This is a genomic window from Flavobacterium sp. MMLR14_040, from assembly GCF_033657265.1.
In the GTDB taxonomy this organism is placed as follows: domain Bacteria; phylum Bacteroidota; class Bacteroidia; order Flavobacteriales; family Flavobacteriaceae; genus Flavobacterium.
In genome coordinates, this window is sequence record NZ_JAWVWO010000033.1 from 1 (window position 1) to 26,698 (window position 26,698).

Consider the following 26,698-nt stretch of genomic DNA (forward strand, 5'->3'; position numbering starts at 1 on the left):
CCAGATAAAACTAAAAAGATGGAAAAAAACAAATCGGAACAAAACTAATTCTGTTCCGATTTAACTAATTTTATATTATTAATCCAGTCAACCTTTTTCAGGACAACTCATATGTTTAAAAAACCTGTCGGGTTTGCTATGTATAAAAATGTCTATTTCTTTTATCTTTTGCCTTCATAATTGGGGCAGCCAAAACATTTTTTAGCTAAGCTAAATTGATACGTTAAGGATAATTCATAAATCCCTCCCGTTTTACCAATTTTGGTCGTGTTTAAATCGTAGGATAATCCCAATCGAAGGTTTTCGTACTGCAATCCGGTAAATAAGTTTACAGAGGTTAGCAAATCGCCATTCATTCCGTTTTTTGCAGGGTTTGTTACTGCTGTGGCACCAAAAAATATTTTTTCGAATAATATCGAAGCTCCCAAATCAAATCGGTTATAACGACCTTGCTGCATGTAGTTGGATGTGACAAAAAACTTAGTTTCATACGGCAGGAATACGGCATCTATATAATCTGCAATAAGAAATTCGTAACCACCGCTTAGGGAGAAAAAAGTATTTAAAGGCAGATTTCCTTGTGAGCTAAAGGCAATATTTGGTTTATTCAAATGCTTCATCGAGAGACCAATCCAAATTTCATCGGTATTGAAAACCATTCCCGCTGAAACATCAAAAAAGTTGACTTTGCTGTTTAATAAAATTGGATCGTTTGAATTTGGATTTATAACGCCCGTTCCTATATTAATCTGATCTTCTAACAATAAATTCTGAAATGCAAACGATTTTATTCCGTAGCCTACTTCTATAGCAGGCCTAAAAAACCAATAATCATTTAGTCGCACTTTGTACGCATAATTGGCGTTGATTTCAAAAAAATTATAGTTGGTTACATTTTCTCTCTGGTTTAAGACACTGACTCCAAAACCACTGTTAATATCCTCACTCCACGTGTTTACAAATGCATAATCTGTATCTATTCTCAGATCAAGATCCGGCCATTGTTCACGGTGAATTATACCTGCATAAGTGGTTTCCATAAAACCCGAAAATCCTGGATTAAGCGTTTCGGGAATTAAAAAATATTGTGTAAAAATTGGATCTTGCGCTCTTGCCTGCGAAAAAAAGCAACATGTTATTATTATAAAAAATAGTTTTAATTTCATTGTAAATCTTGTTGCTTATTTAATTAATGTGAATGGCCCTTTTTCTACTACCGTATGGTTGTAAAAGGTTTTTAAGGTGATTTTGTAATAATAGTTACCGTTTTCGGCATCTAAATCTTTTATCTTTCCATTCCATCCTCTAATATTTATCCCGGATTCTGAATATACAACGGCACCCCAAGTATCAAAAACGTCAAGAGTAATGTTGGACAATCCTAGAAATACAGGCGCAAATGTATCGTTGAAACCATCATTATTGGGTGTAAACGCATTTGGCATAATAAGGCTATACCCTTTTTCAACCACTATTGTGGCGCTATAGCTGTATTGGCATCCAAAAGGATAATTAACGGTTTGTTTTATGGTATAAGTTCCAACTCGGGTATAAATATGTTCCGGACTTTCTTCTGTTGAAAAAACACCGTCTCCAAAATCCCATGAAGTACTAACGAAATCACCAGTCGCCAGATTTGTAAATTTCACCGGATCATAAATCGAGTATAAATCAAACATTTCTTTACCATAAGAACCCGTTGAAAAATTGGCTTCGCCCAAAACCGGTGTATTAACATTCAATGCATAATCTGATTTACATCCAAAACTATCTGTAACACTAAAGATGATTAAACCGTTATTCTCAGTATTCATAATTTCGTTATTGGCACCTGTAATAACACCATCAGACCAGCTTAAGGTGTAAGGCGGAATTCCACCTTTTACGTGTCCAACGAAAGTTTGTTTCACATATCTGGTGTCACAATTAAAATCGGTTAAAACTTCAACTGTTGGCGTTAGCTGATCAAATCGGGTAATTGTCCAGGTATCTGATTGTTTACAGCCATTGGCATCTGTTACAATAACGGTATATTTTCCAGGTACAAGATTCGCTAAATCTTCCGTTCTTTGTCCGTTTGACCAACTGTAAGAATAAGGCTGTGTACCACCAGTTACTACCAGATTAATTTGCCCTGTATCTGCTCTGTCACACTGTAACGGATTCGAAACATCTGCTCTGATCTCCAGCAATAAAGGCTCTACTATTTTGAATGTTTCTTTTATTTGACAATTCTTGGCATCGGTAATTGTTACTGAATAATCTCCCGGCCCAATATTATTTCTTTCGATTCCTGCTGTTGCATCATCATCCCAAACGAGTTTAACAGGCGCTTTACCTCCAACTAAATTTAAACGGATGTGCGCATCTTTTTGCCCAAAACAAGTAATTTGTTTTACACTTGGATTGATCGTAAATACAGGTGCATTATCTATAATTATGGTAAATACTTTAGGGCAGCCCAATGAATCTGTAATGGTAATGATATATGTTCCGGCAGATAAATTATTCTGCACAAGTCCTGTACCCAAATTGCTCCATTTTATAATATAAGGATCTCCGGTTGCAAACGGAACTCCTCCTGTAATACTATTTATGGTAATCGAAGCATCGGCATAATTATAACAGGCGATCTCTGTTTTGGTATAATTTAATTTTATTTCATCATTTTGAAGTACAACAACCTGTAAATTATCCGTACAACCAGAATTATCGGTAACAGTTAAATTATAAGCTCCCGCAAATAAGTTTCTCGGATTTTGAACTGTACTTACATATCCGTTTGGACCTGTCCATCTGTATCGGTAATTGAAAACGCCCGGAGATGTTTCGGTTACCCGACCACCAACAGTTTTTACATTAATTTCTCCCGTAGCATATCCGTAACACAAAATATTAGTCTGGCTTACATAAGTTAATTCTAATAATGGCGGTTCAATAATGGTATAACTTCGTGTTAGCGTATTACAGCTGTTTGCCTCTGTAATGGTTACATCATATTTTCCGGGTGCTAGATTAGAAAGATTGCCGGAGTTCAACGGAAATGCAACTCCATCTTTTGTCCATACGTATGTATAAGGCTGAGTTCCACCAGTTACATTTAGATTGATTCTTCCGTCATTTGCGCCAAAACATGTTATGTCTGTTTTAGGTTGTGATAGAATTTGAAATTGACCCGGTTGATTAACAAAATAGCTTTTTGTAAAAGGGCATTTTCCGTTATCAGTAACATTTAAATTATAATAACCTGATCTTAAATTCGAAATATTCTGATCAGAACTTGTGAATCCGTTAGGTCCAGTCCACGAGAATGTGTATGGATTTCCTGTAGGAAAAGGAATTCCACCCGCAGCAGTTATTGTAATTGCCCCATCACTTAAACCAAAACAGGTTACGGTTTTTATAGTTTCGACTACTTTTATTAAAGGATCAACGGTAACTGTAATAGTAAAATTAGGTCCCGGACAAACCTTAGAGATAGGAGATATTGTATACGTTACCGTGGCAGGGCTATTTGTATTATTGGTTAAAAACTGACTAATTGTCGAAACAGGACTTGATTGCGCATTTGCTCCACTTACAGCACCGGGTGGCGAAACTACCGGCGCAGACCAAATATAAGTTGTTCCCGCAGGTACATTGTCTGTTCCGTTTGAAAACGGCGTAACCTGAAATGAAGAACCACTACAAATTTGTAGTGTTTTTGGCGTTATTACCGGTGAAAGAACGGTATTAACCGAAAATCTTGCTGTTTTTGTAGTTGTACCACAACTATTTGTTACACTAAAAGTGGCCTCATAATTTCCACTTGTGGTGTAATTTATCGATCCCGGATTCAGCGATGTCGAGGAAGATGGAGTTCCTCCCGGAAAGCTCCATAAATAAGTAATTTCATTAATTGGAGCACAAGTTTCTTCTACCTTTCCGACAGGTTTTATGGTTGCTGAATTACAAAAATCAGAAATAGGTGCTAAAGTAATAACAGGAGGTTTTTTGACTTGTATTTCTTTTGAAATAGATCGGTCTACTCCACAAGAATTTCTTGTTGTTAACCTAACATAATAAGTACCCGGCATTATAAAATTAAAAACAGGGTCTTTTGAATAGTAATTGGTTCCATTGGCAAAATTCCACTGACCTCTTCCTGTTCCGGGAACTGCTTCTTTACCACAAAAACCCTCAACATAATGATAAACTTCCCAATAATAAGTTTCGGTTCCACAGCTTAAAGTGGTATTTGTCGTATTTGTAATTTGAAGATTACTCGACGCACAAGCAGTACCATAAGTAAAATTAGGCTCTAATATAGGCTCTACACATATTTGTCTTTGAAATGCACTTCCTGCTCCACAAGGCGTTGTTGCATTCAATGTAATGGTATATGTACCGGGTGTTGTATAGATATGCGTTGGATTAACGTCTCTGGATACAGGAGTTCCATCACCAAAATCCCATGTATAAACATTCGTAGTACTACATCCGTTAGTATATCCTGCGTAAGTTGTATTATTAAAAGTGGTGTATGTATTAGCACATGTAATGCTATTTACATTAAAACTTACTTGTGGTACATCTAAAATAATAATAGGCCCGGCGGTAAGGTATGTGCTTCCACATGATGTTGTTATAGTTAAAGAAACTGTATTTCCTGATGGGCAATTGGCTCTTGTAAATTTATGAGGAACAGGAAAATTTTGAGAAGCCTGAGGATTTAAACTATTATAATAAGAAGAGCTTTCTAATTGTGCCTGAGTATAACTTTGAACCGTACCATCTCCGTAATTTACCTGATAATTCGTATCCGAAGGATTTAACCCCCACGATCCTATCGCAAAATTCATTTCCGGAACCGGTATACATAAATTGGTTGTATTACCCGGAGCGATAAGAGCCCCAATTGGGTTATTGGAGTTTTTAACTACATAAGTAATCGAATTACTGCAACCATTACTTCCGTTTGCGGTTATGACCATATTAAAAGAACCCAACTTTTGGTATTCATGCGTTTTTGGAAAAGTAACATTGACTTCAGAAGTTCCATCGCCCCAATCTACATTGTATGCTGATATACAACCTACTGAAGTAGAATTATTTCCAACATTGATCGTATATTTAGGATTCGAGTTATTATCTCCACATCTTTCAAAAGGTTTGGTAGATCCCGGATTATTCTGGTCTACAAATTTTAAATCCGGTTTTTGTTTTACAGAAACAGTTCTTGTTCTCGAGTTCACTTCGCCATTGGCATCTGTTACGGTCAGTGTTACATTAAAATTCTGAAAACCACAACCTAACGCTGTGTAACTATGACTCGGATTACTGTCTGTTGAATTAGGAGTTCCATCTCCAAAATTCCATATATATTTATATGGGGCAGCACCGCCGCTTACAACAGGATTAAAGCTGACCGGAGCTCCGGAACATGCACCGTCATTAGTAAAACTAAAATCTACATTGGGTGGTGCAACAAAGTTTATATTGTTATTATAAATCGGTAAATTCTTATCGACTCTATGAAAACCGAAAACCGAAGAAGTAATTAATAAAACAAAAAATAGGTGTAATAAGTAGAGTTTCCTCATAGAAAAGAATTTGTTTTTGAGGCGTAAAAGTATATGTTTTTCTTAAACAAAAAAATAGTACAAATACCCATTTTAAAAAGAAGCAGCCAACCCAATGCGCAAGTATTTTGCGCAGTACAATAAAAATTGTATTTTTAGCACTTAAGTTACCGAAATCAAGAATTAATGCCAATTCAATAAATTTTAATAAAAATAACGCAATCAACCAATTATAAGATTTTATTTACACCAAAATAATAAGAAAGTAAATCAAAATCAATTCATAATTTGAAGTTTAAACATATAAAAATGTCTCAAAATAAAAACGCCTTAATTCGGTATAAAACGATAGACAAATGTCTACAAAATAAATATCGAACATGGACTTTGGAGGATTTGATTGAAGCTTGTTCTGAAGCTTTGTTTGAATATGAAGGCCGCGAAAACTCTATTAGCAAACGTACCATTCAAATGGATATTCAGTTGATGCGAAGTGAAAAACTGGGTTATAACGCGCCAATTGTGGTTTACGATAAAAAGTATTATAAATATGAAGATGATGAATTTTCGATAACGGATATTCCATTGACGGAAACGGATATGAATGTTTTGACAGAAACGGTTTCGATGTTGAAACAGTTTAAGGATTTTTCTTTGTTTAATGATGTATCGGATATTCTGCAACGTTTAGAGGATAAAATCTATGCCGAAAAATCGCATACAAAACCGGTTATTTATCTGGATAAAAACGATAATTTAAAAGGACTTCATTATCTGGACGAAATTTATCAGGCGATTATTAAAAAGGTTACGCTCGTTATTACGTACAAATCTTTCAAATCTATTGAGGAAAGTAAATTTCATTTTCATCCCTTTATATTAAAGGAATTTAATAATCGCTGGTTTTTGATTGGAAAACGAAAAGGCTCTGCTCCTGTCAGCAATTTGGCTTTGGACAGAATTATTTCGATTGATTATGATTTTAATCTTCCGTATTTGGAAGAAGATTTTGATGCTGAATCTTTTTATAAAAATATCATTGGCGTAACGGTAAATTCTGGTTTGCAGCCACGACGCATTGAACTTTGGGTAAACCCTGAAAATGCACCTTATGTATTAACGAAACCCTTGCATCAGAGTCAAAGGCTGATTCAGGAAAACGAAGATAAAAGTGTTATTGTGCATTTGTTTATTTCGCCAAATTATGAAATGGAACGTCTTTTATTGGGTTTTGGCGACGGAATTGAAATTCTGCGTCCGGAAAACCTTCGAAATCGCATGAAAAAGATACTTCAAAAGGCATTAAACCGTTATGATGAATAAAATTTATTCGCATTTAAACTCTTATTATTTTACATAAAGAATAATTAAAGAGGGATTTAAGAGGCATAATCTTTTTTTAGAATCTTAAATTTGTATAAATCTGAAAAAAGAATAGTATATTTCAAATCAAAAACTAACCCTAAAACTCCTCTATTTCAGAGGGATTTTTTTACTAACCAAAAATTTATTAAAAAATTATATGCATGCATAGTATTTTTTGATTATATTTGAAATCGATATAGTTACACTATGAAAGACAAAACGATAGATTATATTTTAAGAGCCACCTGGCAAGCTGTATCAAGAATGTATAATGAAGAAGCAGCCAAATACGACGCAACAATGGCGACCGGATTTGCTCTTTTAAGTATTGACAAAGAAGAAGGAACCCCGTCGACGGCTTTAGGCCCAAGAATGGGAATGGAAGCTACGAGCCTTACCAGAACATTGAAATCTATGGAAGACAAAGGTTTGATTGTTCGCAAAAAAAACCCAAGTGACGGTCGTGGTGTTTTAATTTACCTGACAGAATTTGGAAAAGAAAAAAGAGATTTATCTAAAAATACAGTTCTGAAATTTAATGAAACAATTAGAAAACATGTTTCTGACGAAAAACTGAAACATTTTATCGAAGTTTCTGAAATTATAAACGAATTAATTCAGGACAAAAACATATTTACCCAAACAGAAAAATAGAAAGTGAATAACCCAATTTTTATCAAAATGGGAAACTTCAAATTCAAATAAAAAACAAATATTAACTACTATGAAACGCACGATTAAAAAAGTTGCTGTAATTGGATCCGGAATCATGGGTTCAGGAATAGCTTGTCATTTTGCCAATATTGGTGTTGAAGTTTTACTGCTTGACATCGTACCACGCGAGTTGACAGAGGCTGAAACTAAAAAAGGATTAACGCTTGAAAGTAAAGTTGTTCGCAACCGCGTGGTAAATGAGCACTTAGCGAATTCATTAAAATCGAAACCGTCTCCTATTTACAGTCAAAAATTCGCTAGCCGAATCACAACTGGAAATACGACTGATGATATGGCAAAAATTGCCAATGTTGACTGGATTATTGAGGTTGTAGTGGAACGTTTGGATATCAAAAAACTGGTATTTGAACAAATCGAGAAATTCCGTAAACCGGGAACTTTAATTACATCAAACACTTCTGGTATTCCGATTCATTTTATGAGCGAAGGAAGAAGCGAAGATTTTCAACAACACTTCTGCGGAACCCACTTTTTTAACCCTGCGCGTTACTTAAAATTATTTGAAATTATTCCTGGTCCAAAAACCTCATCTGAAGTATTGGATTTCTTAAACGAATACGGTTCTAAATTCTTAGGAAAAACTTCGGTTGTGGCTAAAGATACTCCGGCGTTTATTGGAAACAGAATTGGTATTTACGGTATTCAGAGTTTATTCCACTTGGTTAAAGAAATGGGATTAACAATTGAAGAAGTGGATAAATTGACTGGTCCGGTAATTGGTCGTCCAAAATCGGCTACTTTCCGTACCGTTGACGTTGTTGGCTTGGATACTTTGGTGCACGTTGCCAACGGTATTTATGAAAACTGCCCGACAGACGAACAACACGATTTGTTTAAACTTCCTGATTTCGTTAACAAAATGATGGAAAACAAATGGTTAGGAAGTAAAACAGGACAAGGTTTTTATAAAAAAGTAGATAAAGATATTCTTTCTTTAGACTTAGATACATTAGAATACCGCACTGCTAAAAAAGCAAATTTTGCTACGCTTGAACTAACTAAAACTATTGATAAACCAATCAATCGTTTTAAAGTTTTAGTAAAAGGAAAAGACAAAGCAGGTGAATTTTACCGTAAAAGTTTCGCTGGAATGTTTGCTTATGTGTCAAACAGAATTCCTGAAATCTCAAACGAATTATACAAAATTGATGATGCGATGAAAGCCGGTTTTGGGTGGGAAAATGGTCCATTCGAAATTTGGGACGCGATTGGTGTTGCCAACGGAATCGAAATCATGAAAGCAGAAGGACTAGAGCCAGCTGGATGGGTTAATGAAATGTTAGCTTCTGGAAGCGAAAGTTTCTATACTGTAAAAGAAGGAGCGACTTTCTTCTACAATATTCCAACAAAATCACAAGTAAAAGTTCCTGGACAAGATTCATTCATTATTCTGAACAACATTCGCGAAAGCAAAAAAGTTTGGAGCAATAGTGGTGCAATTATCCAGGATTTAGGAGATGGAATTTTGAACTTAGAATTCCAATCTAAAATGAATACCATTGGTGGCGATGTACTTCAGGCTATCAATAAAGCAATCGACTTATCTGAAAAAGAATATCAAGGTTTGGTTATTGGTAATCAGGCAGCGAATTTCTCTGTTGGAGCCAATATCGGAATGATTTTCATGATGGCAGTTGAGCAGGAATATGACGAATTGAACATGGCTATTAAATTGTTCCAGGACACAATGATGCGCGTTCGTTATTCTTCAATTCCGGTTGTGGTTGCGCCTCACGGAATGACTTTTGGCGGTGGCTGCGAAATGAGCTTACATGCTGATAAAGTCGTTGCTGCTGCTGAAACTTACATGGGATTGGTTGAATTTGGTGTTGGTGTACTTCCTGGTGGTGGCGGATCTAAAGAAATGGCTTTGAGAGCTTCAGATTTATTCCGCAAAAACGACGTGGAATTGAACGTTCTTCAAGAGTATTTCTTAACAATCGCAATGGCAAAAGTTTCGACTTCTGGTTACGAAGCTTTTGATACTGGACTTCTTCAACATGGAAAAGATGTTATCGTAGTAAACAAAGATCGTCAGATCGCTGAAGCTAAAAAACATGCATTATTAATGGCTGAAGCGGGTTACACTCAACCTATCAGAAGAACTGATGTTAAGGTTTTAGGTAAACAAGCACTTGGAATGTTCTTAGTAGGAACTGACCAAATGGAAGCTGGAAAATACATTTCTGAGCATGATAAAAAAATCGCTAACAAACTGGCTTACGTAATGGCTGGTGGTGATTTATCTGAAGCAACTTTAGTATCTGAACAATATTTATTAGATATCGAACGTGAAGCTTTCCTGAGTTTGTGTACAGAAAGAAAGACTTTAGAGAGAATTCAATATATGTTAACTAAAGGAAAACCACTTCGTAATTAGAAAATAGAGCAAAGAGAATAGAATATAGATTTCAGACTTTGTAAAGTCTATTTTTTGTACTCTAACTTCTATACTCGTAAAAATAGAATGAAGAGAAAAGAATATAGATTTTGAGCAAAAGTAAAAGTCTATTTTCTATGATCTATTTTCTATAATCTTAAAAAACAAAAAAACATGAAAACAGCATATATAGTAAAAGCATATAGAACAGCCGTTGGTAAAGCACCAAAAGGGGTTTTTAGATTTAAAAGACCTGACGAATTAGCAGCAGAAACGATTCAGTTTATGATGGATGAACTGCCTGATTTTGACAAAAAACGTATCGATGACGTGATGGTAGGAAATGCCATGCCGGAAGCGGAGCAAGGACTTAACGTTGGACGTTTGATCTCGTTAATGGGATTAAAAGTAGAAGATGTTCCCGGAGTTACTGTAAACCGTTATTGCGCTTCAGGATTAGAAACTATCGGAATGGCAACTGCTAAAATCCAATCGGGAATGGCAGATTGTATCATTGCCGGTGGAGCCGAAAGTATGAGTTTTATTCCGATGGGAGGTTACAAACCAACTCCGGATTATAAAGTTGCTGCTGCAGGTCACGAAGATTATTATTGGGGAATGGGTTTAACTGCTGAAGCGGTTGCGAACCAATACAAAATCTCAAGAGAAGATCAGGATGAGTTTGCTTACAACTCACACATGAAAGCTTTGAAAGCTCAGGCTGAAGGTAAATTCGACAAACAAATCGTTCCGATTACTGTTGATCAGACCTTCATCAATGAAAATGGAAAAAAAGAAACGAAATCATACGTTGTAAAACAAGACGAAGGGCCAAGAGCCGGAACGTCTGTTGCAGCTTTAGCAGGTTTAAAACCCGTTTTTGCTGCCGACGGAAGTGTAACAGCAGGTAACTCATCACAAATGAGTGATGGTGCTGCTTTTGTTTTAATCATGAGTGAGGACATGGTTAAAGAATTGAATCTTGAGCCAATTGCCAGATTAGTAAATTTTGCTTCTTCTGGCGTTGAGCCAAGAATTATGGGTATTGGACCTGTAAAAGCTATTCCGAAAGCGTTGAAACAAGCTGGTTTAGAATTGAAAGATATTGACTTGGTGGAATTAAACGAAGCTTTTGCTTCTCAGTCTTTGGCTGTAATTCGCGAGCTAGGTTTAAATCCTGATATCGTAAACGTAAACGGTGGAGCAATCGCTTTAGGTCACCCTCTGGGATGTACAGGTGCTAAACTTTCTGTTCAATTATTTGATGAGATGAAACGCAGAGGAAGTAAATACGGAATTGTAAGTATGTGTGTGGGAACTGGACAAGGAAGTGCGGGGATTTACGAAGTATTGTAGAAAAGAGAATAGAATATAGAACATAGAGAATAGATTTTTTTGAGAAGAGAAAGGATAAGGCTTTTTGGGATGAAGAAAAGCTTTTAAGCTAAAAAGTAGTTTTAATCCTACTTTTTATTTTAATTCCTTAACTTGGCTTAAAAAAATTATGAGACATAATTATAAGAACTTGAAGATTTGGAAACTTGGAATTTCAATTGCAAATGATATTTCAGATTTATTGTTAGACTTTCCAAAACATGAAAGGTATGATTTAAGTTCTCAAATAAGCAGATGTTCTGTTTCAATGCCGAGTAATATTGCTGAAGGTTCTTCAAGAACTGATAAATCATTCAGTCATTTTTTAGACATTTCTCTAGGTTCTTCATTTGAACTCATTACACAATTATTGATTGCAACGCATAGAAAATATATAAACGAAACACAATTTAACCAATTAGAAATTAAAATAGAAGAATTTCAAAGAATGACAATGGGCTTCCAAAACGGCTTAAAGTAAAATAAGCCCAGTCTAAAATCTATTCTCTATATTCTATTTTCTTTTCTCTAAAAAGAATAAAAAATGGCAGATACAAGCGAAAAAAACGTAACCCGTGGTGGTCAGTTTTTAGTTAAAGAAACAAAGTGCGAAGATATCTTTACACCAGAAGATTTCTCGGAAGAGCAATTAATGATGCGTGACTCTGTGAAAGAGTTTGTAGACAAAGAAATTTGGCCTAACAAAAATCGTTTTGAGAAAAAAGATTACGCTTTTACTGAAGAAAGTATGCGTAAAGCTGGTGAACTAGGACTTTTAGGAGTTTCAGTTCCTGAAGAATACGGTGGATTAGGAATGGGATTCGTATCTACCATGTTGGTTTGCGATTACATTTCTGGTGCAACAGGATCTTTCTCAACTGCTTTTGGTGCACATACAGGGATTGGAACTATGCCAATTACACTTTATGGAACTGAGGAACAAAAGAAAAAATACGTTCCTAAATTGGCTTCAGGAGAATGGTTTGGAGCTTATTGCTTGACTGAGCCAGGCGCAGGATCTGATGCTAACTCTGGAAAAACAAAAGCTGTTTTATCTGAAGATGGAACGCATTACAAAATTACAGGACAAAAAATGTGGATTTCGAATGCAGGTTTCTGCAGCGTTTTCATCGTTTTTGCCCGTATCGGAGATGATAAAAATATTACAGGTTTCATCGTAGAAAACGATCCGTCAAACGGGATTTCGATGAATGAGGAAGAGCATAAATTAGGAATTCGTGCTTCTTCTACACGTCAGGTTTTCTTCAACGAAACAAAAGTTCCGGTTGAAAACATGTTGTCTGAAAGAGGAAACGGTTTCAAAATTGCAATGAATGCATTAAACGTTGGTCGTATTAAATTGGCTGCAGCATGTCTTGACGCTCAAAGAAGAGTTACTTCCGGAGCTGTAAAATATGCTAACGAAAGAATCCAGTTTAATACAGCAATTTCATCTTTTGGAGCTATTCGTTCTAAATTAGCTGAAATGGCAACTAGCGCTTACGCGGGAGAAAGTGCTTCTTACCGTGCAGCAAAAGATATCGAAGACAGAATCGCTGCTCGTGAAGCAGAAGGAACTTCTCATCAGGAAGCTGAATTGAAAGGTGTTGAAGAATATGCTATCGAATGTTCTATTTTGAAAGTGGCTGTTTCTGAAGATGTTCAAAATTGTGCTGACGAAGGAATTCAGGTTTTTGGTGGAATGGGATTCTCTGAAGACACTCCAATGGAAAGTGCCTGGAGAGATGCTCGTATCGCTCGTATCTACGAAGGAACAAACGAAATCAACAGAATGCTTTCTGTAGGTATGTTGATCAAAAAAGCAATGAAAGGTCACGTTGATTTATTAGGTCCTGCAATGAAAGTTCAGGAAGAATTAATGGGAATTCCATCTTTTGATACTCCTGATTTCTCTGAATTATTTGCAGAAGAAAAAGGAATTATCGCTAACCTTAAGAAAGTTTTCCTGATGGTTGCCGGAAGTGCTGTTCAAAAATACGGTCCGGATTTAGATTCTCACCAACAGTTATTAATGGCTGCTTCTGATATCTTAATCGAAATCTATATGGCTGAAAGTACTATTCTGAGAACTGAAAAATTAGCCAAAAATCAAGGTGAAGCTAAAGTACAAGAGCAAATTGCTATGGCAAAATTATACTTATACAAAGCAGTAGATATCGTAAATCTAAGAGGAAAAGAAGGAATTGCTTCTTTTGCAGAAGGAGACGAACAACGTATGATGTTAATGGGATTAAAGCGTTTTACAAAATACACAAACTTGCCAAACGTAGTGGCATTAAGAGAAACAATTACCAATAAATTAGTTGCAGAAAACGAATACTGCTTCTAATATAAAAATAGTTTTTAGCTTTTAATTTGTTTAAACCCGCACTAATCCGAAACAGTGCGGGTTTATTTTTTTTATTTTTAATTTTTCACCATATAAGTTATATAAGTTCATTTAAATCTACTTTGTGTTTGGATTATTTTTTAAGCACATATAAAGTTTATAAACATTAGATCTACATGAAATTATTACTAAAATACAGATTGCCTTATATTTTACTAGAAGCGCATTTTAAAAAACATACTGGTTATATTTCTTATATAACTTATATGGTTAAAAAACACCATTTCACAAATCTTTATTAAAATTAAGTTTCTGTTACGTATTCTATAGCGATTTTTATATTCTAATGTTTTATATTTAGCATTTCAAAAAACTAATAGCTTAAAAATGAAACAAATTAACCTAATTGCCCTTTTATTATTATGTGCCTTTACTACAAACATTTTTGCACAAAAAAATAAAAAGATGGACGTTATCGCTTATTACACAGGTGATGACAAACTAATTAATGAATACGAAGTAAAAAAACTAGATCAAATTATTTTTAGTTTTTGTCATCTAAAAGACGGAAAACTAAGTGTAGATTCTGCTAAAGATTCTACAACAATTAAACATCTGGTTTCATTAAAAGCATCAAATCCACAACTAAAAATTGTGCTTTCACTTGGTGGCTGGGGAGGCTGTGAACCTTGTTCTGCTGCGTTTTCTACTGCCGAAGGGAGATTGAAATTTGCAAAGTCTGTAAAAGAAGTAAGTACATATTTTAAAGTTGATGGTTTAGATCTTGATTGGGAATATCCTGCAATTGAAGGACTTCCGGGTCATTTATTTCAACCAGCTGATAAAACTAATTTTACGGAATTAATCAAAATCCTGCGTTCAACTTTAGGAAAAAAATACGAATTGAGTTTTGCTGCCGGAGGTTTTCAAAAATATCTTGACGAATCTATCGAATGGAAAGCGGTTACACCATTGGTAAACCGCATCAACATTATGAGCTATGATTTGGTAAACGGTTATTCTAAAGTTACCGGACACCATACACCACTATACAGTACAAACCCGAATGAGGAATCTACAGACAGAGCAGTTACTTTTTTACTAAAACAAGGCGTTCCTGCTGAAAAGTTAGTTATTGGCGGTGCTTTTTATTCGAGAACATGGAAAAATGTAGAAAACGTAAACAATGGCTTATATCAAGCCGGAGAACATATTCAAGGTGCTGATTTCAAAAACTTTGCTACAACTTATACGGAAGCAAACGGCTGGAAATATTTTTATGATGAAAAAGCACAAGCACCATATTGGTATAATGCAGGTACAAAAACATTTGCAACATCTGATGATATTAAGTCTATCAAAGCAAAAACTGAATATGTAAAAGCTAAAAAATTAGGCGGGATCATGTTCTGGGAACTTACTTTGGATAGCCCGAAAAACGGAATGGTAAATGCCATTTATGAAGTTAAAACGGCTAAATAAATACTCTAAAAAAACAATAAAAAAAGCAGTTATTCTCGTAATAGACTGCTTTTTTTATACTTTTTCGTTTAAAAAAACGAATATTGATAGGCTGCTGTTATGGCATAATAATTAAGTCCGTTATTGGTATAAGCACCCACATGATATTGTAATCTTAAAGATTGTCCTTTTGCAATTGGTGTCGAAAAAGTACCTCCTACACGCCAATTATCAATTTCACTATCATCAGAAATGCCGTCCGTAATTGTTCTTCCTCCAAAAAACCAATTGGTATTAAAACCAAGCCACATATTATTCTTAAAATAATAACTGGCATGAACCTGAAGACTATAAGTTGGTTTCTGTTCCAGTTTTTTATTTAAATAATCATTATTATCTGTATAAAACCAAATACCAGTATAGATTTCGGCAAATACACGAGAAAATCGTTTCGAAATACCAATTTCAGGTTTAAAACCCCAACGATTTGTTCCGATATTCACTTTTTTATCATCATAATATTTGCCTGTTGGTACAGAAGTTACCAAACTGACTCCTAATATTGTTTTTTGTTCGTAATACTTAAATTCTTTTTTATCGAGAGCGGGTGATCCTAATAAATTGATTCCGAGACGAATTTTCATATCGGCAAAACCGGTTCTTGATCCGGTTAAAATGTCACCATTTGTGCGCGTTTGTGAGCCATCCATAAAAGTATAGGGCAGCGAAACCTGTACACGTGCCAGTCGATTCGATATACCAAATGTTCTGATATAATTTGCCGCCAGACTATGACTTTGAATTGTAAAATCGGTAATTGGCAAAGAGGGTTCTGTTAATACATTTCCGTCCATATACGCATATCCAACCGCTACTACATTTAAATTTTTCGGAACATTAGCATAAACTCTTGGCTCTAAATCCTGACCAAAGGCAGAAAAAATCACCAAAAAAGAAAGTACTGCTAAACGAGATTTTTGTGCGAAAAAATAAAAAACTTTTTTTTGCATACACTTAAGAGTTTAATTTGTAGTGGTAAAAACTAAATCTTTCAGGCTTTATTTTTTATTCTCTTCTGTTTTGGGAGCTCTAATTCTTCCATCGTAAGAAATGGAGGCTCTGTTATTACTATTGATACTAACCGATGTACCGCCATCATAAAAAATAGTAAACAAAAGATCATACACATCATTTGTACCGCTTACGGTTGTTTTGATCAGGTATTTTTTTCCCTTTTGTTCCACTTTAATGTTTTCCGGTTTCCCTTCAAATTTTATTCCGCCATCGGATCCATAACCTACGTTGAATGCTCTTCCAAAAAACGGCAAATCGCAAACTACATTTTCTGAAGTAAATTTTATAAAATAAGTATTGTAATCTAAATTAAGCATTCTGGTTGATTGCGGATACGCTTTCTCTGCATCAAAAACAAAATTTTTAGAATTGACAAGTGCTTCAATTTCTTTTTGTTTTTGAAGTTCTCTTTCCTGTTTTAATTCTTTTTTGGTTTTTTCCTGTGCAAAACCATCAAAACTAAAGAAACAAAACAGCATCAATAAAATGGTTAAACTTTTCATGATTTCTATTTTTTAGTGAATCGCATCATAGCAATATCACCGGACATTAAATTCAGTGTTTTACCATCATCTGTAATATCGTACGAAGTTATTTTTTGCAATGTATTTACATACGTCTGCTCCCCTTGCCCATCTCCACACATCATTTTGGTCATTGCCATTGGTTGTGTAAAATCAATTTTGTTGCCGTCAACGCTCAATTTCCCTGTGTATGAATTACAGCTGCTATTACCCGAAACACGGTTTTCTTTTGAGTCAAAAACTATGGTTGGTTTTTTCTTTGGATACAAACCATCAAAGGCAATTTTTGGACCTGAGATATAATTGAGCTCCCAGGTTCCGTCAAGTTTAGAAACTGTATCTGTTTTTGTGCATTTACATGAGATTAACACAAGTCCTAAAAAAGCTAAAACTAAAGCATTCTTTATCATAATATTTAGTTTAAATTAAAAATTTTCAATTGAATTATTTACCTGAAATTGTCCTCGTCACCCAATCATTTTTATAAAAATACGAACAAGGCAAAACCAATAGTTTTGGTTTTTTTTAACTTTTAGCCTCAGAGAATTTCAGTAATTTTATGTTAAATTTACTTATTATTTAATTTAAATGCCTTAAAAATGAAAAAAATAATCCTTTCTTTCGCTATAATTACAGCCTTAGTTGTTGGTTGTAAAACAAGTACAAAATCAAATGATGCTAAAACTCTAACAGTTGCACTGGAACCAAAAAGTGGCAGCACTGTTACCGGAACCGCAACTTTTACTGAAAAAAATGGAAAAGTAACATTTACAGCAAAAATGGCAGGATTACAACCGGGAGTTCACGCTATACATATTCACGAAAAAGCAGATTGTTCTGCTGCTGATGCAAGTTCTGCAGGTGGACACTGGAATCCGACCTTTAAAAAACATGGAAAATGGGGAGTTGGAGAATATCACAAAGGTGATATCGGAAACTTTACCGCAGATGCCCAAGGTAATGGTTCTATCACATTGACTACTGACGAATGGTGTATAGGCTGTGAAGATGAAACAAAAAATATTCTTGGGAAAGGTTTAATTGTGCATCAGGGAACGGATGATTTTACGACTCAGCCAACCGGAAATGCAGGCGGTCGAGCGGCTTGTGCAGGAATTATCAAGTAAAAACATAATAACCACTATTTTTTCACAAAATTTAGTGGTTATTTCATTTAAAATTTAAACATACCACAAGAAAAAGATATAGCTTTGTAAGCTCAAACTTGTAATAATGATTAACCCATCGGCATCCGGCTGGATCGATAAATTTTTTAGCGAACAAAAGTTCTCAGAAGCAATTCCTTTTGAAACTGTAGATTCTTTTTACTATAAAGTAAGAGAAACCGGCTTTATCTATGGGCACATTATTTCGATTGATTCCCAAATTCCAATTCCGATAAAAGGCTGGTTTAAAACCGAAATTTCTAAAATTGCTTTACTAAATACTTTATACGGTGTTTTTTGTTTAGAAAAAAGAAATTCGGAACCAAAGAATTTTATTGCAGAGGTTTTAAGATTTTACAATGAAATGAATCCTGAAGGCTTCAATCTTTTTAAAATTTTACTTCCAAAAGATACCCCTTCCCTTTCTTTAGAAAATATAATCGATGAAAGAGTTCAGACTAATGATAGTATTATTAGTAAAAACTTTTCGCATTTGGTAACCAACGCTTTGTTGTTTATTGATGTTTTGGCTTTCAGACAATATTTGGCGCATGGTGAAATTCCGGAAAAGTATTTAAAACGAATTGAAGAAACGGTGCTTGGTATTGTTGGTTTGGCATTAAAAACCAAAACAGTAAAATCACAGCATGACGATTTATTGATAAAGCTTTTTGAGGCTTCTATTCGCTATTCAAAATTTTCAAAAGTTACTGTTGAGACTTTAGAAACTTTGCAATTGGATTACTTCATCAACAGATTAGAGCAATATTATTTGATTGATATGGCAGGAATGGCTTTATGGAGCGATGGTGTTGTAGAAAATGAAGAAGCTTATTTTTTATATTCATTAGGATCCATGATGCGTGTTTCTGATGATTTTGTAACGCAAAGTATTGATACTACACATAGTTTTATTACAACGCATAAACATAAAATTCCGTATTTTAATTACTCAAATCCGGTAAAGCATTTTTACGACCAAATGACTCATACGGTTGTAAAACTGATTATAAGAAACAAAAACAGACTTGTTAGGGAAATTGTTCAAAGCAAAGAATTAATGGTTCTTTTGGCTCATTCTACAACAAGGGATCTGGATGCGAAAGAAAAGAAAAAAGTAAAAAAACAGCTTTTGGACATCTGTAAAACGATTCCGTCGCTCACTATATTTTTACTTCCGGGCGGAAGTTTATTATTACCGATTTTAATCAAGTTTATTCCAACCATGTTACCATCGGCATTTAATGAAAACCTCGACGAAAACGAATAAAAAAAATCGCCCTTTTGAGGCGATTTTTATTTCTTATAGATTGCTTAACTGGTAAACTTCGTCTAATTCATCATTCGAAGCGATGTTTACATTTAAATCGGTTACAAAACCAGAATTTAAACCATAAACCCATCCGTGAAGCATTAAATCCTGACCATTTTTCCAGGCCGCCTGCACAATTGATGTTTTGGCTAAGTTGTAAACTTGCTCTTTAGCATTAATTTCAACAAAAGCATTAAAACGTTCTGTTTCGTCCTCAATTGAATTTAAATATTTATCATGTAAACGATATTCATCTTTAATATGACGAATCCAGTTATCAATAATTCCAACAGACATATTTCCCATTGCAGCTTTTACACCACCACAACCGTAATGTCCGCAAACAATAACGTGTTTTACTTTTAAAACATTTACTGCATAATCCAAAACACTTAGCATATTCATATCAGAATGTACGACCATGTTGGCAATATTTCTGTGTACAAAAACTTCACCCGGTTTAGCACCAATAATTTCGTTTGCAGGAACACGGCTGTCAGAACATCCAATCCATAATAATGGCGGTGTTTGTCCTTTTGCTAAATCTGCGAAATAATTTGGGTCTAATGCTAATGATTTTTCAACCCATTCCTTATTGTTGTCTAATAATTTTTGATAAAATTCTCTCATAATGTATTACTATTTTATAACGGTATTTTTAGTGTCTAAAAATATCAATAAAGACTACTTTTTGTAAAGTTACCTAAATTCTGATATTTCTTCACTTTAGAAATACCTAAAATTTATTTAATTGTTTTAAAATTCTTCTTTTGTAACTTCTTTCTTAACCAACGCTCTTTTTGCAACATCATAATAATGTTCTATCGAAACGTGATTGCTATTATCCGGCGTATTTTCTAACTGATACGCTTTTTTGAAACCTTTCAGTTTTACCTTAATATTTTCGTCAATCGCACGGGTTTCTTTAAACTCACGAATTAAATCAAGAACATCATGAGCAATATATTCCGTATCATGCGCATTGATGATTACTTTTGAGTTTTCAGGAATTTCACTCAATGTTAATTTTATTGCCGCTTTGTTCAAAAATGAAACTTCCTGCGCCAAATCAATATGAATAACATCTCCGTCCTCGTATTCTTCTTTTTTAAAGCTGTATGCTCTTTTCAGGTTTCCTCTCAATACAAAAATAATACTGATGATAATTCCTAATGCCACACCTTTTAATAAATCTGTTGCTACAACAAATACTAAAGTGGCAATAAAAGGCACAAACTGATATTTTCCTTTTTCCCAGAAATGGAAAAACGTTGCTGGTTTTGCTAATTTATATCCAACTAAAATCAAAACTGTTGCCAAAGTAGCCAACGGAATTTTGTTTAAAAGTGCCGGAATAGACAAAACACTTACTAATAAAAGTACACCATGAATAATGGCCGACATTTTAGATTTTGCACCCGCATTGTTATTTGCTGAAGATCTTACCACAACAGATGTCATTGGCAAACCTCCTAAAAGTGAACTTACTATATTACCAATTCCCTGTGCTCTAAGCTCCACATTGGTATCAGTATAACGTTTTTGAACGTCCATTCTGTCTGAAGCCTCAATACACAACAAAGTTTCGATAGAAGCCACAATAGCAATGGTAACACCAACAACCCAAACCTGTGGATTTGTTACGGCAGAAAAGTTTGGCGTGATTAGGATAGATTTAAACTCATCAAAAGATTTTGGAACAGGTAAAGAAACCAAATGCTCTTTTCCAATTGCTAAACTACTTCCGGTTGAAATGAAAATTTCATTTAAAACTACTCCTAAAATAACAGCAATAAGCGCACCCGGAACTAATTTTAATCGTTTTAAAAAAGGAACTTTATCCCAGGAAATTAAAATTACCAGCGAAACTAATGAAATAACAACCGCTCCTAGCTGAATATGATTGATAACATCGAATAAAAATGAAAATGAATTACTTCCATCATTTTGAATAAATGCCTGATCACCTTCAAAATCAGCATCGTAACCAAAAGCATGCGGAATTTGTTTCAGGATGATAATGATACCAATACCCGCTAACATTCCTTCGATAACATTGGTTGGAAAATAATTTGAAATACTTCCGGCTTTTAAAAATCCTAATGCTAACTGAATTGCCCCGGCAATAAAAACAGACATTAAAAACACATCGAAGGCACCAAAATCAGTGATTGCGGTTAAAACTATAGCTGTTAAACCAGCTGCGGGACCAGATACACTAACGTGTGACTGGCTTAAAAACCCAACCACAATACCACCAATAACACCTGCGATAATTCCAGAAAATAAAGGCGCTCCAGAAGCCATTGCAATACCTAAACACAACGGAAGAGCCACCAAAAAAACCACTAAACCTGAAGCAAAATCAGATTTAAGGTTGGCAAAAAGATTAATTTTTTTTGACATAATACAATACTAATAATTGATACATAAAAGATCTACCGTATTACAATAGAATACAGTTTTTTAAATAATCGGAAGTATTATGACAAGTTGGGAGGTGGAGCAAAAATGCTCTGAGAAATATTATCGAGTTTAGCAATATTTTCAGAAACTATTGTTCTTTTTTCAATATAAGCGGGCAATAAAACTTCATGTTGAAGTATTGCCGGATGAACAGTTGCTTTAAGTTCTTTATGTGAATGCTCTTCTTCAGAAAAACTGAAAGATACAGACGTATTATTGCATTTCTTCATCAACGTTACGACTGTAGGAGTTGATAAGAAGGCAATAAATATGAATAATAATATGCGAGCAACTAATTTCATTGAGGCAAAAATAGCGTTAAACAAATAAAATCAAAGCGAAGAACGAAAAATTTTATAGAAATTTAACAAAAATAAAAAACAGAATGATGTTTAATTAACCATTCTGTTTCTAATTTCTTTATAGAGAGCTTTTTACAACTCTTCTTCAAGCCAGGCATTCATCATCCAAATTGTTTTTTCCTGTTCGGCAATGAAATCACTCATCATAGAATTTGTTCCTTCATCATTAATTTCTGCAGCTTTATTAAGAATTTCTCTTTCAATTTTTAACAAATCAGATAATGAATTAACAATTAAGTGCACTGCTTTTTCATCATTTGAAATATTTTTACCAACTGTTAATTTATTATTTTGAATGTAATCTTCAAAAGTATGCAACGGAGTCCCTCCTATGGTCAATACTCTTTCGGCTATCATATCAATTTTCAATTGTGAATCTGTATATAATTCTTCAAATTTCACATGTAAATCAAAGAAACGTTTTCCTCTAATATTCCAGTGAATTCCTCTTAAGTTTTGATAATAAACCTGAAAGTTTGATAATAAAACGTTTAGCTCTTTTACTAATAACTCTGACTCTTTTACAGGTAATCCTAAAATATTTGTTTTCATGTTTTTATTGTTTTTACAGTAACTTACCTACAAATTTAGAGGAAGTTCTTTAAAAAAAGTATAAAAAAAAATTATATTTTCTTATTTTTGTATCAAAAATTACTATCAAAATGACGATAACTCAATTACAATATGTATTAGCTGTAGCCGAACATAAAAATTTTACCCTTGCTGCCGAAAAATGTTTTGTGACCCAACCCACATTAAGTATGCAGATTCAGAAAATTGAAGAAGAATTGAATATTTTAATTTTCGACAGAACAAAAAAACCAATCCAACTTACAGATATAGGTCAAAAGATTGTAAATCAGGCCAAAAATATTGTAAATGAAGCTGATAGAATTAAAGATATTGTAGAACAGCAAAAAGGTTTTATTGGTGGAGAATTTCGTTTAGGAATTATCCCAACCATTATGCCAACGCTTTTACCTATGTTTTTAAATAATTTTATCAAGAAATATCCAAAAGTGAAGCTTTTAATTGAAGAATTAAATACAGATGAGATTATTGTAAAATTAAAAAACGGTCATCTTGACGCTGCCATTGCTGCTACTCCACTTGAAGATGAAAAAATTAAAGAAATCGTTTTATACTTCGAACCGTTTGTCGCTTATATTCCCGAACAGCATGCTAACTTTCAAAAGGACGAAATTGAAGTTGCCGATTTAAACATCAACGAAATTTTGCTTTTACAGGATGGGCATTGCTTTAGAGACGGGATTTTGAATTTATGCAAAAACGGAACCGATGTCGAACAAAATAATTTTCAGATTCAAAGCGGAAGTTTTGAAACCCTTATAAAATTAGCCGATGAAGGTTTGGGCACAACGTTACTTCCGTACTTGCACACCTTAGATTTGAAAGATTCCGATAAACTGAAACTACGAAACTTTAAGGAACCAAAACCTGCCCGCGAGGTAAGTTTAATTTACCCAAAGAGCGAATTAAAAATGCAAATCATTGACGCTCTTAGATCTACAATTGCCGGAGTTGTAAAAGGGGCAATTGTTTTTCAAAACGTACAAATCATTAGTCCGCTGCATCAAAAGAAATAAAATAAAAAAGGAGCTGATTAGGCTCCTTTTTTTATACTTTGATGAGTAGTAAACTTGGTTTTAGTTCTGGTTTTTCAATAATAAAATTTAATAACCACTCTTGTAATTGTTCCATTTCGTATGGTAACAGCGTTTTGATAGCTTTTTCTAGTTCTTTACAGAAAAGTATCGGATCGAAACTTACTCTCTCAAGTATTGATTTCGTGTAATCAAACATCATTTTTGACATAATAAAATATGAATATGGGGGTTATTTATATTTTTAAACTCGCACCAAATGTAAACAAATATCACATATAAAGATGCTTTTTAACTTATTTTTTTAAAAATTTTAGCAACGAAACCGTTTTCTTAATAAATATAAATCAATATAGAATTATTCTAAATAACTGATTTAAGTGCTTTTAGTCGCTCTAAACATCTCACGTTTTCCTGGTGGTCCAGCTAACTTTTCTACGGTAAATCCTACCGAAATCATGCTCCTTTTTACAACTCCTCGGGCAGCATAAGTTACCAAAACACCATTTGGTTTTAAACTATTATACATTTTCTGAAAAATTTCTGTACTCCACAACTCCGGTTGAACTCTATATCCGAAGGCATCAAAGTAAATCAAATCAAAAATTTCATAATCGTCTATTTCATCAAAAAATTGTTTCCTTTTAGTTAACGAAAAGCTGGCGCTAATTTCGGTTTTCATATCCCATTCACATTTATGCATTTTTTCAAAAATGTTATCAAATTCCAATGCGCCGAGTTCCGTAACATAATTCATTTCCAAAACTTCGCTTGCATCAACAGGATATGCTTCTACCCCCACATAATCCATTTTTTGCTGTTTTTTATTGGATTCAAGAAAAGTAATAAAAGCATTAAGTCCGGTTCCAAAACCAATTTCAAGAATCGAAACGGGTTTATCACCAAATAATGAAAGTCCATTTTTTATAAATACGTGTTTTGCTTCCTGAATTGCACCATGTTTAGAATGGTAACATTCATCCCATTCTTTCAAATGAATTGTCGTTGAACCATCTAGCGTTTTAATTATTTCTCTTTCCACTTTTTTGAGATTACTAGCAGGATTTTATTCGTTTAAAATCCATTTTCTTAGTCAAAATTACTCAAAACAAATGCGTAAAGCCTTAAAATTCGATTGTTTTTTCATAAATTCTTTATAAAACTAAGTATTTTATTTCCGTTTATTATAAGATAAATAAATCTCAATTAAACGCAGGAATTAATGCAGTTTTACTAAGTAAATTATATAATTTTACTTAATTTTGCATTGATTAAAACCTATTTAACACCAAATCATCACTTTAGATTCATTTTTATTGAGATGAGAGCATTACATAAAAAACATACATTACTATGAGTACAACTCAAACAAGCAAAATTGAAATCAGAAAAGCTACTTCGTCTAAAATAAGCCAGGTAGATTTTGAAAACTTAAGCTTTGGTGCTGTTTTTACAGACCATTTATTCGAATGTGATTTTAAAAATGGAGAGTGGCAAAATCCTGTCATTAAGCCTTATGCTCCTATTTTAATGGATCCTTCTTCAAAAGTCTTCCATTACGGACAAGCGATTTTTGAGGGAATGAAAGCATATAAGGATGAAAACAATGATGTTTGGTTGTTCAGACCTGATGAAAACTACAAACGTTTCAACAATTCTGCGGTTCGTATGGCAATGCCTGAAGTTCCGGAAGATATTTTCATGGAAGGTTTAAATGAATTATTGAAAATCGACCAGGAATGGATTCAGAGAGGAAACGGAAGCAGTATGTATATTCGTCCTTTTATGATTGCTACAGGACCTGGTGTTATTGCAAATCCGTCTGACGAATATAAATTCATGATTTTACTTTCTCCTGCAAAATCATATTATGGTGGTGAAGTAAAAGTAATTATTGCTGAGCACTATAGTAGAGCTGCAAATGGTGGAATTGGTGCTGCAAAAGCGGCCGGGAATTATGCCGCACAGTTTTATCCAACTAATTTGGCAAACAAAGATGGTTTTCAACAAGTTATCTGGACAGATGATGCAACGCATACAAAATTAGAAGAAGCGGGAACAATGAACGTTTTCTTTAGAATTAATGATACTTTATTGACTGCTCCAACAAGTGAAAGAATTTTGGATGGTGTTACCAGAAAAAGTTTAATTGCTATGGCAGAAAAAGAAGGATTAAATGTAGAAGTTCGTCCTGTTATTGTTTCCGAATTGGTAGAAGCTGCTAAAAACGGATCTTTGAAAGAAATTTTTGGAGCCGGAACTGCTGCCGTAATTAGCGTTATCAAAGGATTCTCTTATCAGGATGTTTATTATGAAATGGATCCAATTGAAAATTCATATGCTTCTTTATTAAAAGAAAAACTAACAAATCTTCAAAATAAATTATCCGAAGATACTTTTGGCTGGACTGTAAAAGTTCAATAATCGAAAGATATTTCAAAATAAAAAACCCGACAGATTTAAAATTTGTCGGGTTTTCTGTTTTATAACAGTTTCGAAAAATCAGGTTTAAAATAATTCGGACCTTTCATTACTTTTCCGTCTTCCCTGTAAATAGGATGTCCATCTTCGCCTAATTTGCTCATATTGCTGCGTTGAATTTCGTCAAAAATGGCTTCCATTTTATCCTGCAAACCATGTTCGATAATGGTTCCGCACAAAATATACATCATATCTCCAAGAGCATCAGCAATTTCGACTAAATCATTTTTTTGCACTGCATCAAGATATTCTTCATTTTCTTCCTTCATTAAATTATAACGAAGGTATTTTTTGGTTTCGCCCAAATCTGCAATTGGTGTTTCGCTGTGTCCTATTTTAAAAGCTGTATGAAATTCTTTTACAGCATCTATTTGTTTCTTCATGATTTTATTTAGTTAAATGGAGTACCAAATTAGCAACTATTCATATACAATTCTCTAAATTTGTCAAAAATAATTTCAA

The 26,698-nt window shown here is 34.0% G+C and carries 23 protein-coding genes; 11 read left to right on the forward strand and 12 right to left on the reverse strand.

Annotation, left to right across the window (positions count from 1 at the left end):
• Positions 1–161: 161 nt before the first annotated feature.
• Together SD960_RS23195 and SD960_RS23200 are read right to left on the reverse strand one after the other, a co-directional pair.
• The gene (locus SD960_RS23195; RefSeq protein ID WP_318806257.1) at positions 162–1,166 is read right to left on the reverse strand and encodes a type IX secretion system membrane protein PorP/SprF; all 1,005 of its coding nucleotides are present in this window, start codon (positions 1,164–1,166) and stop codon (positions 162–164) included.
• 15 nt (positions 1,167–1,181) lie between these two features.
• The gene (locus tag SD960_RS23200; RefSeq protein ID WP_318806258.1) at positions 1,182–5,582 is read right to left on the reverse strand and encodes a PKD domain-containing protein; all 4,401 of its coding nucleotides are present in this window, start codon (positions 5,580–5,582) and stop codon (positions 1,182–1,184) included.
• A gap of 288 nt (positions 5,583–5,870) precedes the next feature.
• Between SD960_RS23200 and SD960_RS23205 the strand changes: the two genes are divergently transcribed.
• The 7 genes from SD960_RS23205 (at position 5,871) to SD960_RS23235 (ending at position 15,247) form a co-directional block, all read left to right on the forward strand.
• Complete coding sequence (locus SD960_RS23205) at positions 5,871–6,884, forward strand: WYL domain-containing protein (RefSeq protein ID WP_318806259.1); 1,014 nt, start codon at positions 5,871–5,873, stop codon at positions 6,882–6,884.
• A gap of 249 nt (positions 6,885–7,133) precedes the next feature.
• Positions 7,134–7,580 carry a MarR family winged helix-turn-helix transcriptional regulator gene (locus tag SD960_RS23210; protein ID WP_042563102.1) on the forward strand — a complete coding sequence of 149 codons (447 nt, stop codon included), beginning with the start codon at positions 7,134–7,136 and terminating at the stop codon, positions 7,578–7,580.
• Positions 7,581–7,650: 70 nt separating this feature from the next.
• A complete protein-coding gene (locus SD960_RS23215; protein WP_318806260.1) occupies positions 7,651–10,041 on the forward strand; it encodes a 3-hydroxyacyl-CoA dehydrogenase/enoyl-CoA hydratase family protein in 2,391 nt (796 codons plus the stop codon).
• Between the two features lie 174 nt (positions 10,042–10,215).
• Positions 10,216–11,397: a thiolase family protein gene (locus tag SD960_RS23220; protein ID WP_065450543.1), complete on the forward strand. Its 1,182-nt coding sequence runs from the start codon at positions 10,216–10,218 to the stop codon at positions 11,395–11,397.
• Positions 11,398–11,545: 148 nt separating this feature from the next.
• Positions 11,546–11,896 carry a four helix bundle protein gene (locus SD960_RS23225; protein ID WP_095951778.1) on the forward strand — a complete coding sequence of 117 codons (351 nt, stop codon included), beginning with the start codon at positions 11,546–11,548 and terminating at the stop codon, positions 11,894–11,896.
• A gap of 63 nt (positions 11,897–11,959) precedes the next feature.
• A complete protein-coding gene (locus tag SD960_RS23230) occupies positions 11,960–13,765 on the forward strand; it encodes an acyl-CoA dehydrogenase family protein (RefSeq protein WP_318806261.1) in 1,806 nt (601 codons plus the stop codon).
• A 387-nt stretch (positions 13,766–14,152) separates the two neighbouring features.
• Positions 14,153–15,247, forward strand: a complete 1,095-nt coding sequence (locus tag SD960_RS23235; RefSeq protein ID WP_318806262.1) for a glycoside hydrolase family 18 protein — start codon at positions 14,153–14,155, stop codon at positions 15,245–15,247.
• Between the two features lie 68 nt (positions 15,248–15,315).
• Here the strand turns inward: SD960_RS23235 and SD960_RS23240 are convergent, their stop codons facing one another.
• Genes SD960_RS23240 through SD960_RS23250 form a run of 3 tightly spaced genes read right to left on the reverse strand, consistent with a single transcriptional unit; the run spans position 15,316 to position 17,234 of the window.
• Positions 15,316–16,236, reverse strand: coding sequence for a transporter (locus tag SD960_RS23240; RefSeq protein ID WP_318806263.1), 921 nt, complete (start codon positions 16,234–16,236; stop codon positions 15,316–15,318).
• Positions 16,237–16,284: 48 nt separating this feature from the next.
• Positions 16,285–16,803 (reverse strand): DUF4251 domain-containing protein, encoded by a 519-nt coding sequence (locus SD960_RS23245; RefSeq protein ID WP_318806264.1) that lies wholly within the window; start codon positions 16,801–16,803, stop codon positions 16,285–16,287.
• Positions 16,804–16,808: 5 nt separating this feature from the next.
• Positions 16,809–17,234 carry an META domain-containing protein gene (locus SD960_RS23250; RefSeq protein WP_318806265.1) on the reverse strand — a complete coding sequence of 142 codons (426 nt, stop codon included), beginning with the start codon at positions 17,232–17,234 and terminating at the stop codon, positions 16,809–16,811.
• Between the two features lie 189 nt (positions 17,235–17,423).
• Here SD960_RS23250 and SD960_RS23255 point away from each other — a divergent pair, with 189 nt between their 5' ends.
• Together SD960_RS23255 and SD960_RS23260 are read left to right on the forward strand one after the other, a co-directional pair.
• Positions 17,424–17,951, forward strand: coding sequence for a superoxide dismutase family protein (locus SD960_RS23255; protein WP_318806266.1), 528 nt, complete (start codon positions 17,424–17,426; stop codon positions 17,949–17,951).
• A gap of 106 nt (positions 17,952–18,057) precedes the next feature.
• On the forward strand, positions 18,058–19,260 hold the full coding sequence (locus SD960_RS23260; RefSeq protein WP_318806267.1) for an LETM1-related biofilm-associated protein: 1,203 nt from the start codon (positions 18,058–18,060) through the stop codon (positions 19,258–19,260).
• A gap of 33 nt (positions 19,261–19,293) precedes the next feature.
• Here SD960_RS23260 and can read toward each other — a convergent pair whose 3' ends face one another.
• From can to SD960_RS23280, 4 genes are all read right to left on the reverse strand, one after another.
• Positions 19,294–19,932: a carbonate dehydratase gene (gene can, locus SD960_RS23265; RefSeq protein WP_318806268.1), complete on the reverse strand. Its 639-nt coding sequence runs from the start codon at positions 19,930–19,932 to the stop codon at positions 19,294–19,296.
• Between the two features lie 126 nt (positions 19,933–20,058).
• On the reverse strand, positions 20,059–21,708 hold the full coding sequence (locus SD960_RS23270) for a SulP family inorganic anion transporter (protein WP_318806269.1): 1,650 nt from the start codon (positions 21,706–21,708) through the stop codon (positions 20,059–20,061).
• Positions 21,709–21,785: 77 nt separating this feature from the next.
• A complete protein-coding gene (locus SD960_RS23275) occupies positions 21,786–21,998 on the reverse strand; it encodes a hypothetical protein (protein WP_318806270.1) in 213 nt (70 codons plus the stop codon).
• 204 nt (positions 21,999–22,202) lie between these two features.
• A complete protein-coding gene (locus SD960_RS23280; protein ID WP_042563113.1) occupies positions 22,203–22,682 on the reverse strand; it encodes a Dps family protein in 480 nt (159 codons plus the stop codon).
• Positions 22,683–22,792: 110 nt separating this feature from the next.
• Here SD960_RS23280 and SD960_RS23285 point away from each other — a divergent pair, with 110 nt between their 5' ends.
• Positions 22,793–23,737 carry a LysR substrate-binding domain-containing protein gene (locus SD960_RS23285; protein ID WP_042563114.1) on the forward strand — a complete coding sequence of 315 codons (945 nt, stop codon included), beginning with the start codon at positions 22,793–22,795 and terminating at the stop codon, positions 23,735–23,737.
• A 31-nt stretch (positions 23,738–23,768) separates the two neighbouring features.
• On the opposite strand, the gene SD960_RS23290 is transcribed toward SD960_RS23285, so the two are convergent.
• Positions 23,769–23,966 carry a hypothetical protein gene (locus SD960_RS23290; protein WP_042563115.1) on the reverse strand — a complete coding sequence of 66 codons (198 nt, stop codon included), beginning with the start codon at positions 23,964–23,966 and terminating at the stop codon, positions 23,769–23,771.
• A 165-nt stretch (positions 23,967–24,131) separates the two neighbouring features.
• Complete coding sequence (gene mnmD, locus SD960_RS23295; RefSeq protein ID WP_318806271.1) at positions 24,132–24,797, reverse strand: tRNA (5-methylaminomethyl-2-thiouridine)(34)-methyltransferase MnmD; 666 nt, start codon at positions 24,795–24,797, stop codon at positions 24,132–24,134.
• A gap of 311 nt (positions 24,798–25,108) precedes the next feature.
• Here mnmD and SD960_RS23300 point away from each other — a divergent pair, with 311 nt between their 5' ends.
• Positions 25,109–26,179: a branched-chain amino acid aminotransferase gene (locus SD960_RS23300; RefSeq protein WP_318806272.1), complete on the forward strand. Its 1,071-nt coding sequence runs from the start codon at positions 25,109–25,111 to the stop codon at positions 26,177–26,179.
• Positions 26,180–26,238: 59 nt separating this feature from the next.
• Here the strand turns inward: SD960_RS23300 and SD960_RS23305 are convergent, their stop codons facing one another.
• Positions 26,239–26,619, reverse strand: coding sequence for a nucleoside triphosphate pyrophosphohydrolase family protein (locus SD960_RS23305; RefSeq protein ID WP_115846607.1), 381 nt, complete (start codon positions 26,617–26,619; stop codon positions 26,239–26,241).
• Between the last annotated feature and the right edge of the window lie 79 nt (positions 26,620–26,698).

Excerpts from the sequence above, each read along its gene's own strand:
- SD960_RS23195 (WP_318806257.1), bottom strand. The coding sequence starts at position 1,166 with ATGAAATTAAAACTATTTTTTATAATAATAACATGTTGCTTTTTTTCG.
- SD960_RS23200 (WP_318806258.1), bottom strand. The coding sequence starts at position 5,582 with ATGAGGAAACTCTACTTATTACACCTATTTTTTGTTTTATTAATTACT.
- SD960_RS23205 (WP_318806259.1), top strand. The coding sequence starts at position 5,871 with ATGTCTCAAAATAAAAACGCCTTAATTCGGTATAAAACGATAGACAAA.
- SD960_RS23210 (WP_042563102.1), top strand. The coding sequence starts at position 7,134 with ATGAAAGACAAAACGATAGATTATATTTTAAGAGCCACCTGGCAAGCT.
- SD960_RS23215 (WP_318806260.1), top strand. The coding sequence starts at position 7,651 with ATGAAACGCACGATTAAAAAAGTTGCTGTAATTGGATCCGGAATCATG.
- SD960_RS23220 (WP_065450543.1), top strand. The coding sequence starts at position 10,216 with ATGAAAACAGCATATATAGTAAAAGCATATAGAACAGCCGTTGGTAAA.
- SD960_RS23225 (WP_095951778.1), top strand. The coding sequence starts at position 11,546 with ATGAGACATAATTATAAGAACTTGAAGATTTGGAAACTTGGAATTTCA.
- SD960_RS23230 (WP_318806261.1), top strand. The coding sequence starts at position 11,960 with ATGGCAGATACAAGCGAAAAAAACGTAACCCGTGGTGGTCAGTTTTTA.
- SD960_RS23235 (WP_318806262.1), top strand. The coding sequence starts at position 14,153 with ATGAAACAAATTAACCTAATTGCCCTTTTATTATTATGTGCCTTTACT.
- SD960_RS23240 (WP_318806263.1), bottom strand. The coding sequence starts at position 16,236 with ATGCAAAAAAAAGTTTTTTATTTTTTCGCACAAAAATCTCGTTTAGCA.
- SD960_RS23245 (WP_318806264.1), bottom strand. The coding sequence starts at position 16,803 with ATGAAAAGTTTAACCATTTTATTGATGCTGTTTTGTTTCTTTAGTTTT.
- SD960_RS23250 (WP_318806265.1), bottom strand. The coding sequence starts at position 17,234 with ATGATAAAGAATGCTTTAGTTTTAGCTTTTTTAGGACTTGTGTTAATC.
- SD960_RS23255 (WP_318806266.1), top strand. The coding sequence starts at position 17,424 with ATGAAAAAAATAATCCTTTCTTTCGCTATAATTACAGCCTTAGTTGTT.
- SD960_RS23260 (WP_318806267.1), top strand. The coding sequence starts at position 18,058 with ATGATTAACCCATCGGCATCCGGCTGGATCGATAAATTTTTTAGCGAA.
- can (WP_318806268.1), bottom strand. The coding sequence starts at position 19,932 with ATGAGAGAATTTTATCAAAAATTATTAGACAACAATAAGGAATGGGTT.
- SD960_RS23270 (WP_318806269.1), bottom strand. The coding sequence starts at position 21,708 with ATGTCAAAAAAAATTAATCTTTTTGCCAACCTTAAATCTGATTTTGCT.
- SD960_RS23275 (WP_318806270.1), bottom strand. The coding sequence starts at position 21,998 with ATGAAGAAATGCAATAATACGTCTGTATCTTTCAGTTTTTCTGAAGAA.
- SD960_RS23280 (WP_042563113.1), bottom strand. The coding sequence starts at position 22,682 with ATGAAAACAAATATTTTAGGATTACCTGTAAAAGAGTCAGAGTTATTA.
- SD960_RS23285 (WP_042563114.1), top strand. The coding sequence starts at position 22,793 with ATGACGATAACTCAATTACAATATGTATTAGCTGTAGCCGAACATAAA.
- SD960_RS23290 (WP_042563115.1), bottom strand. The coding sequence starts at position 23,966 with ATGTCAAAAATGATGTTTGATTACACGAAATCAATACTTGAGAGAGTA.
- SD960_RS23300 (WP_318806272.1), top strand. The coding sequence starts at position 25,109 with ATGAGTACAACTCAAACAAGCAAAATTGAAATCAGAAAAGCTACTTCG.
- SD960_RS23305 (WP_115846607.1), bottom strand. The coding sequence starts at position 26,619 with ATGAAGAAACAAATAGATGCTGTAAAAGAATTTCATACAGCTTTTAAA.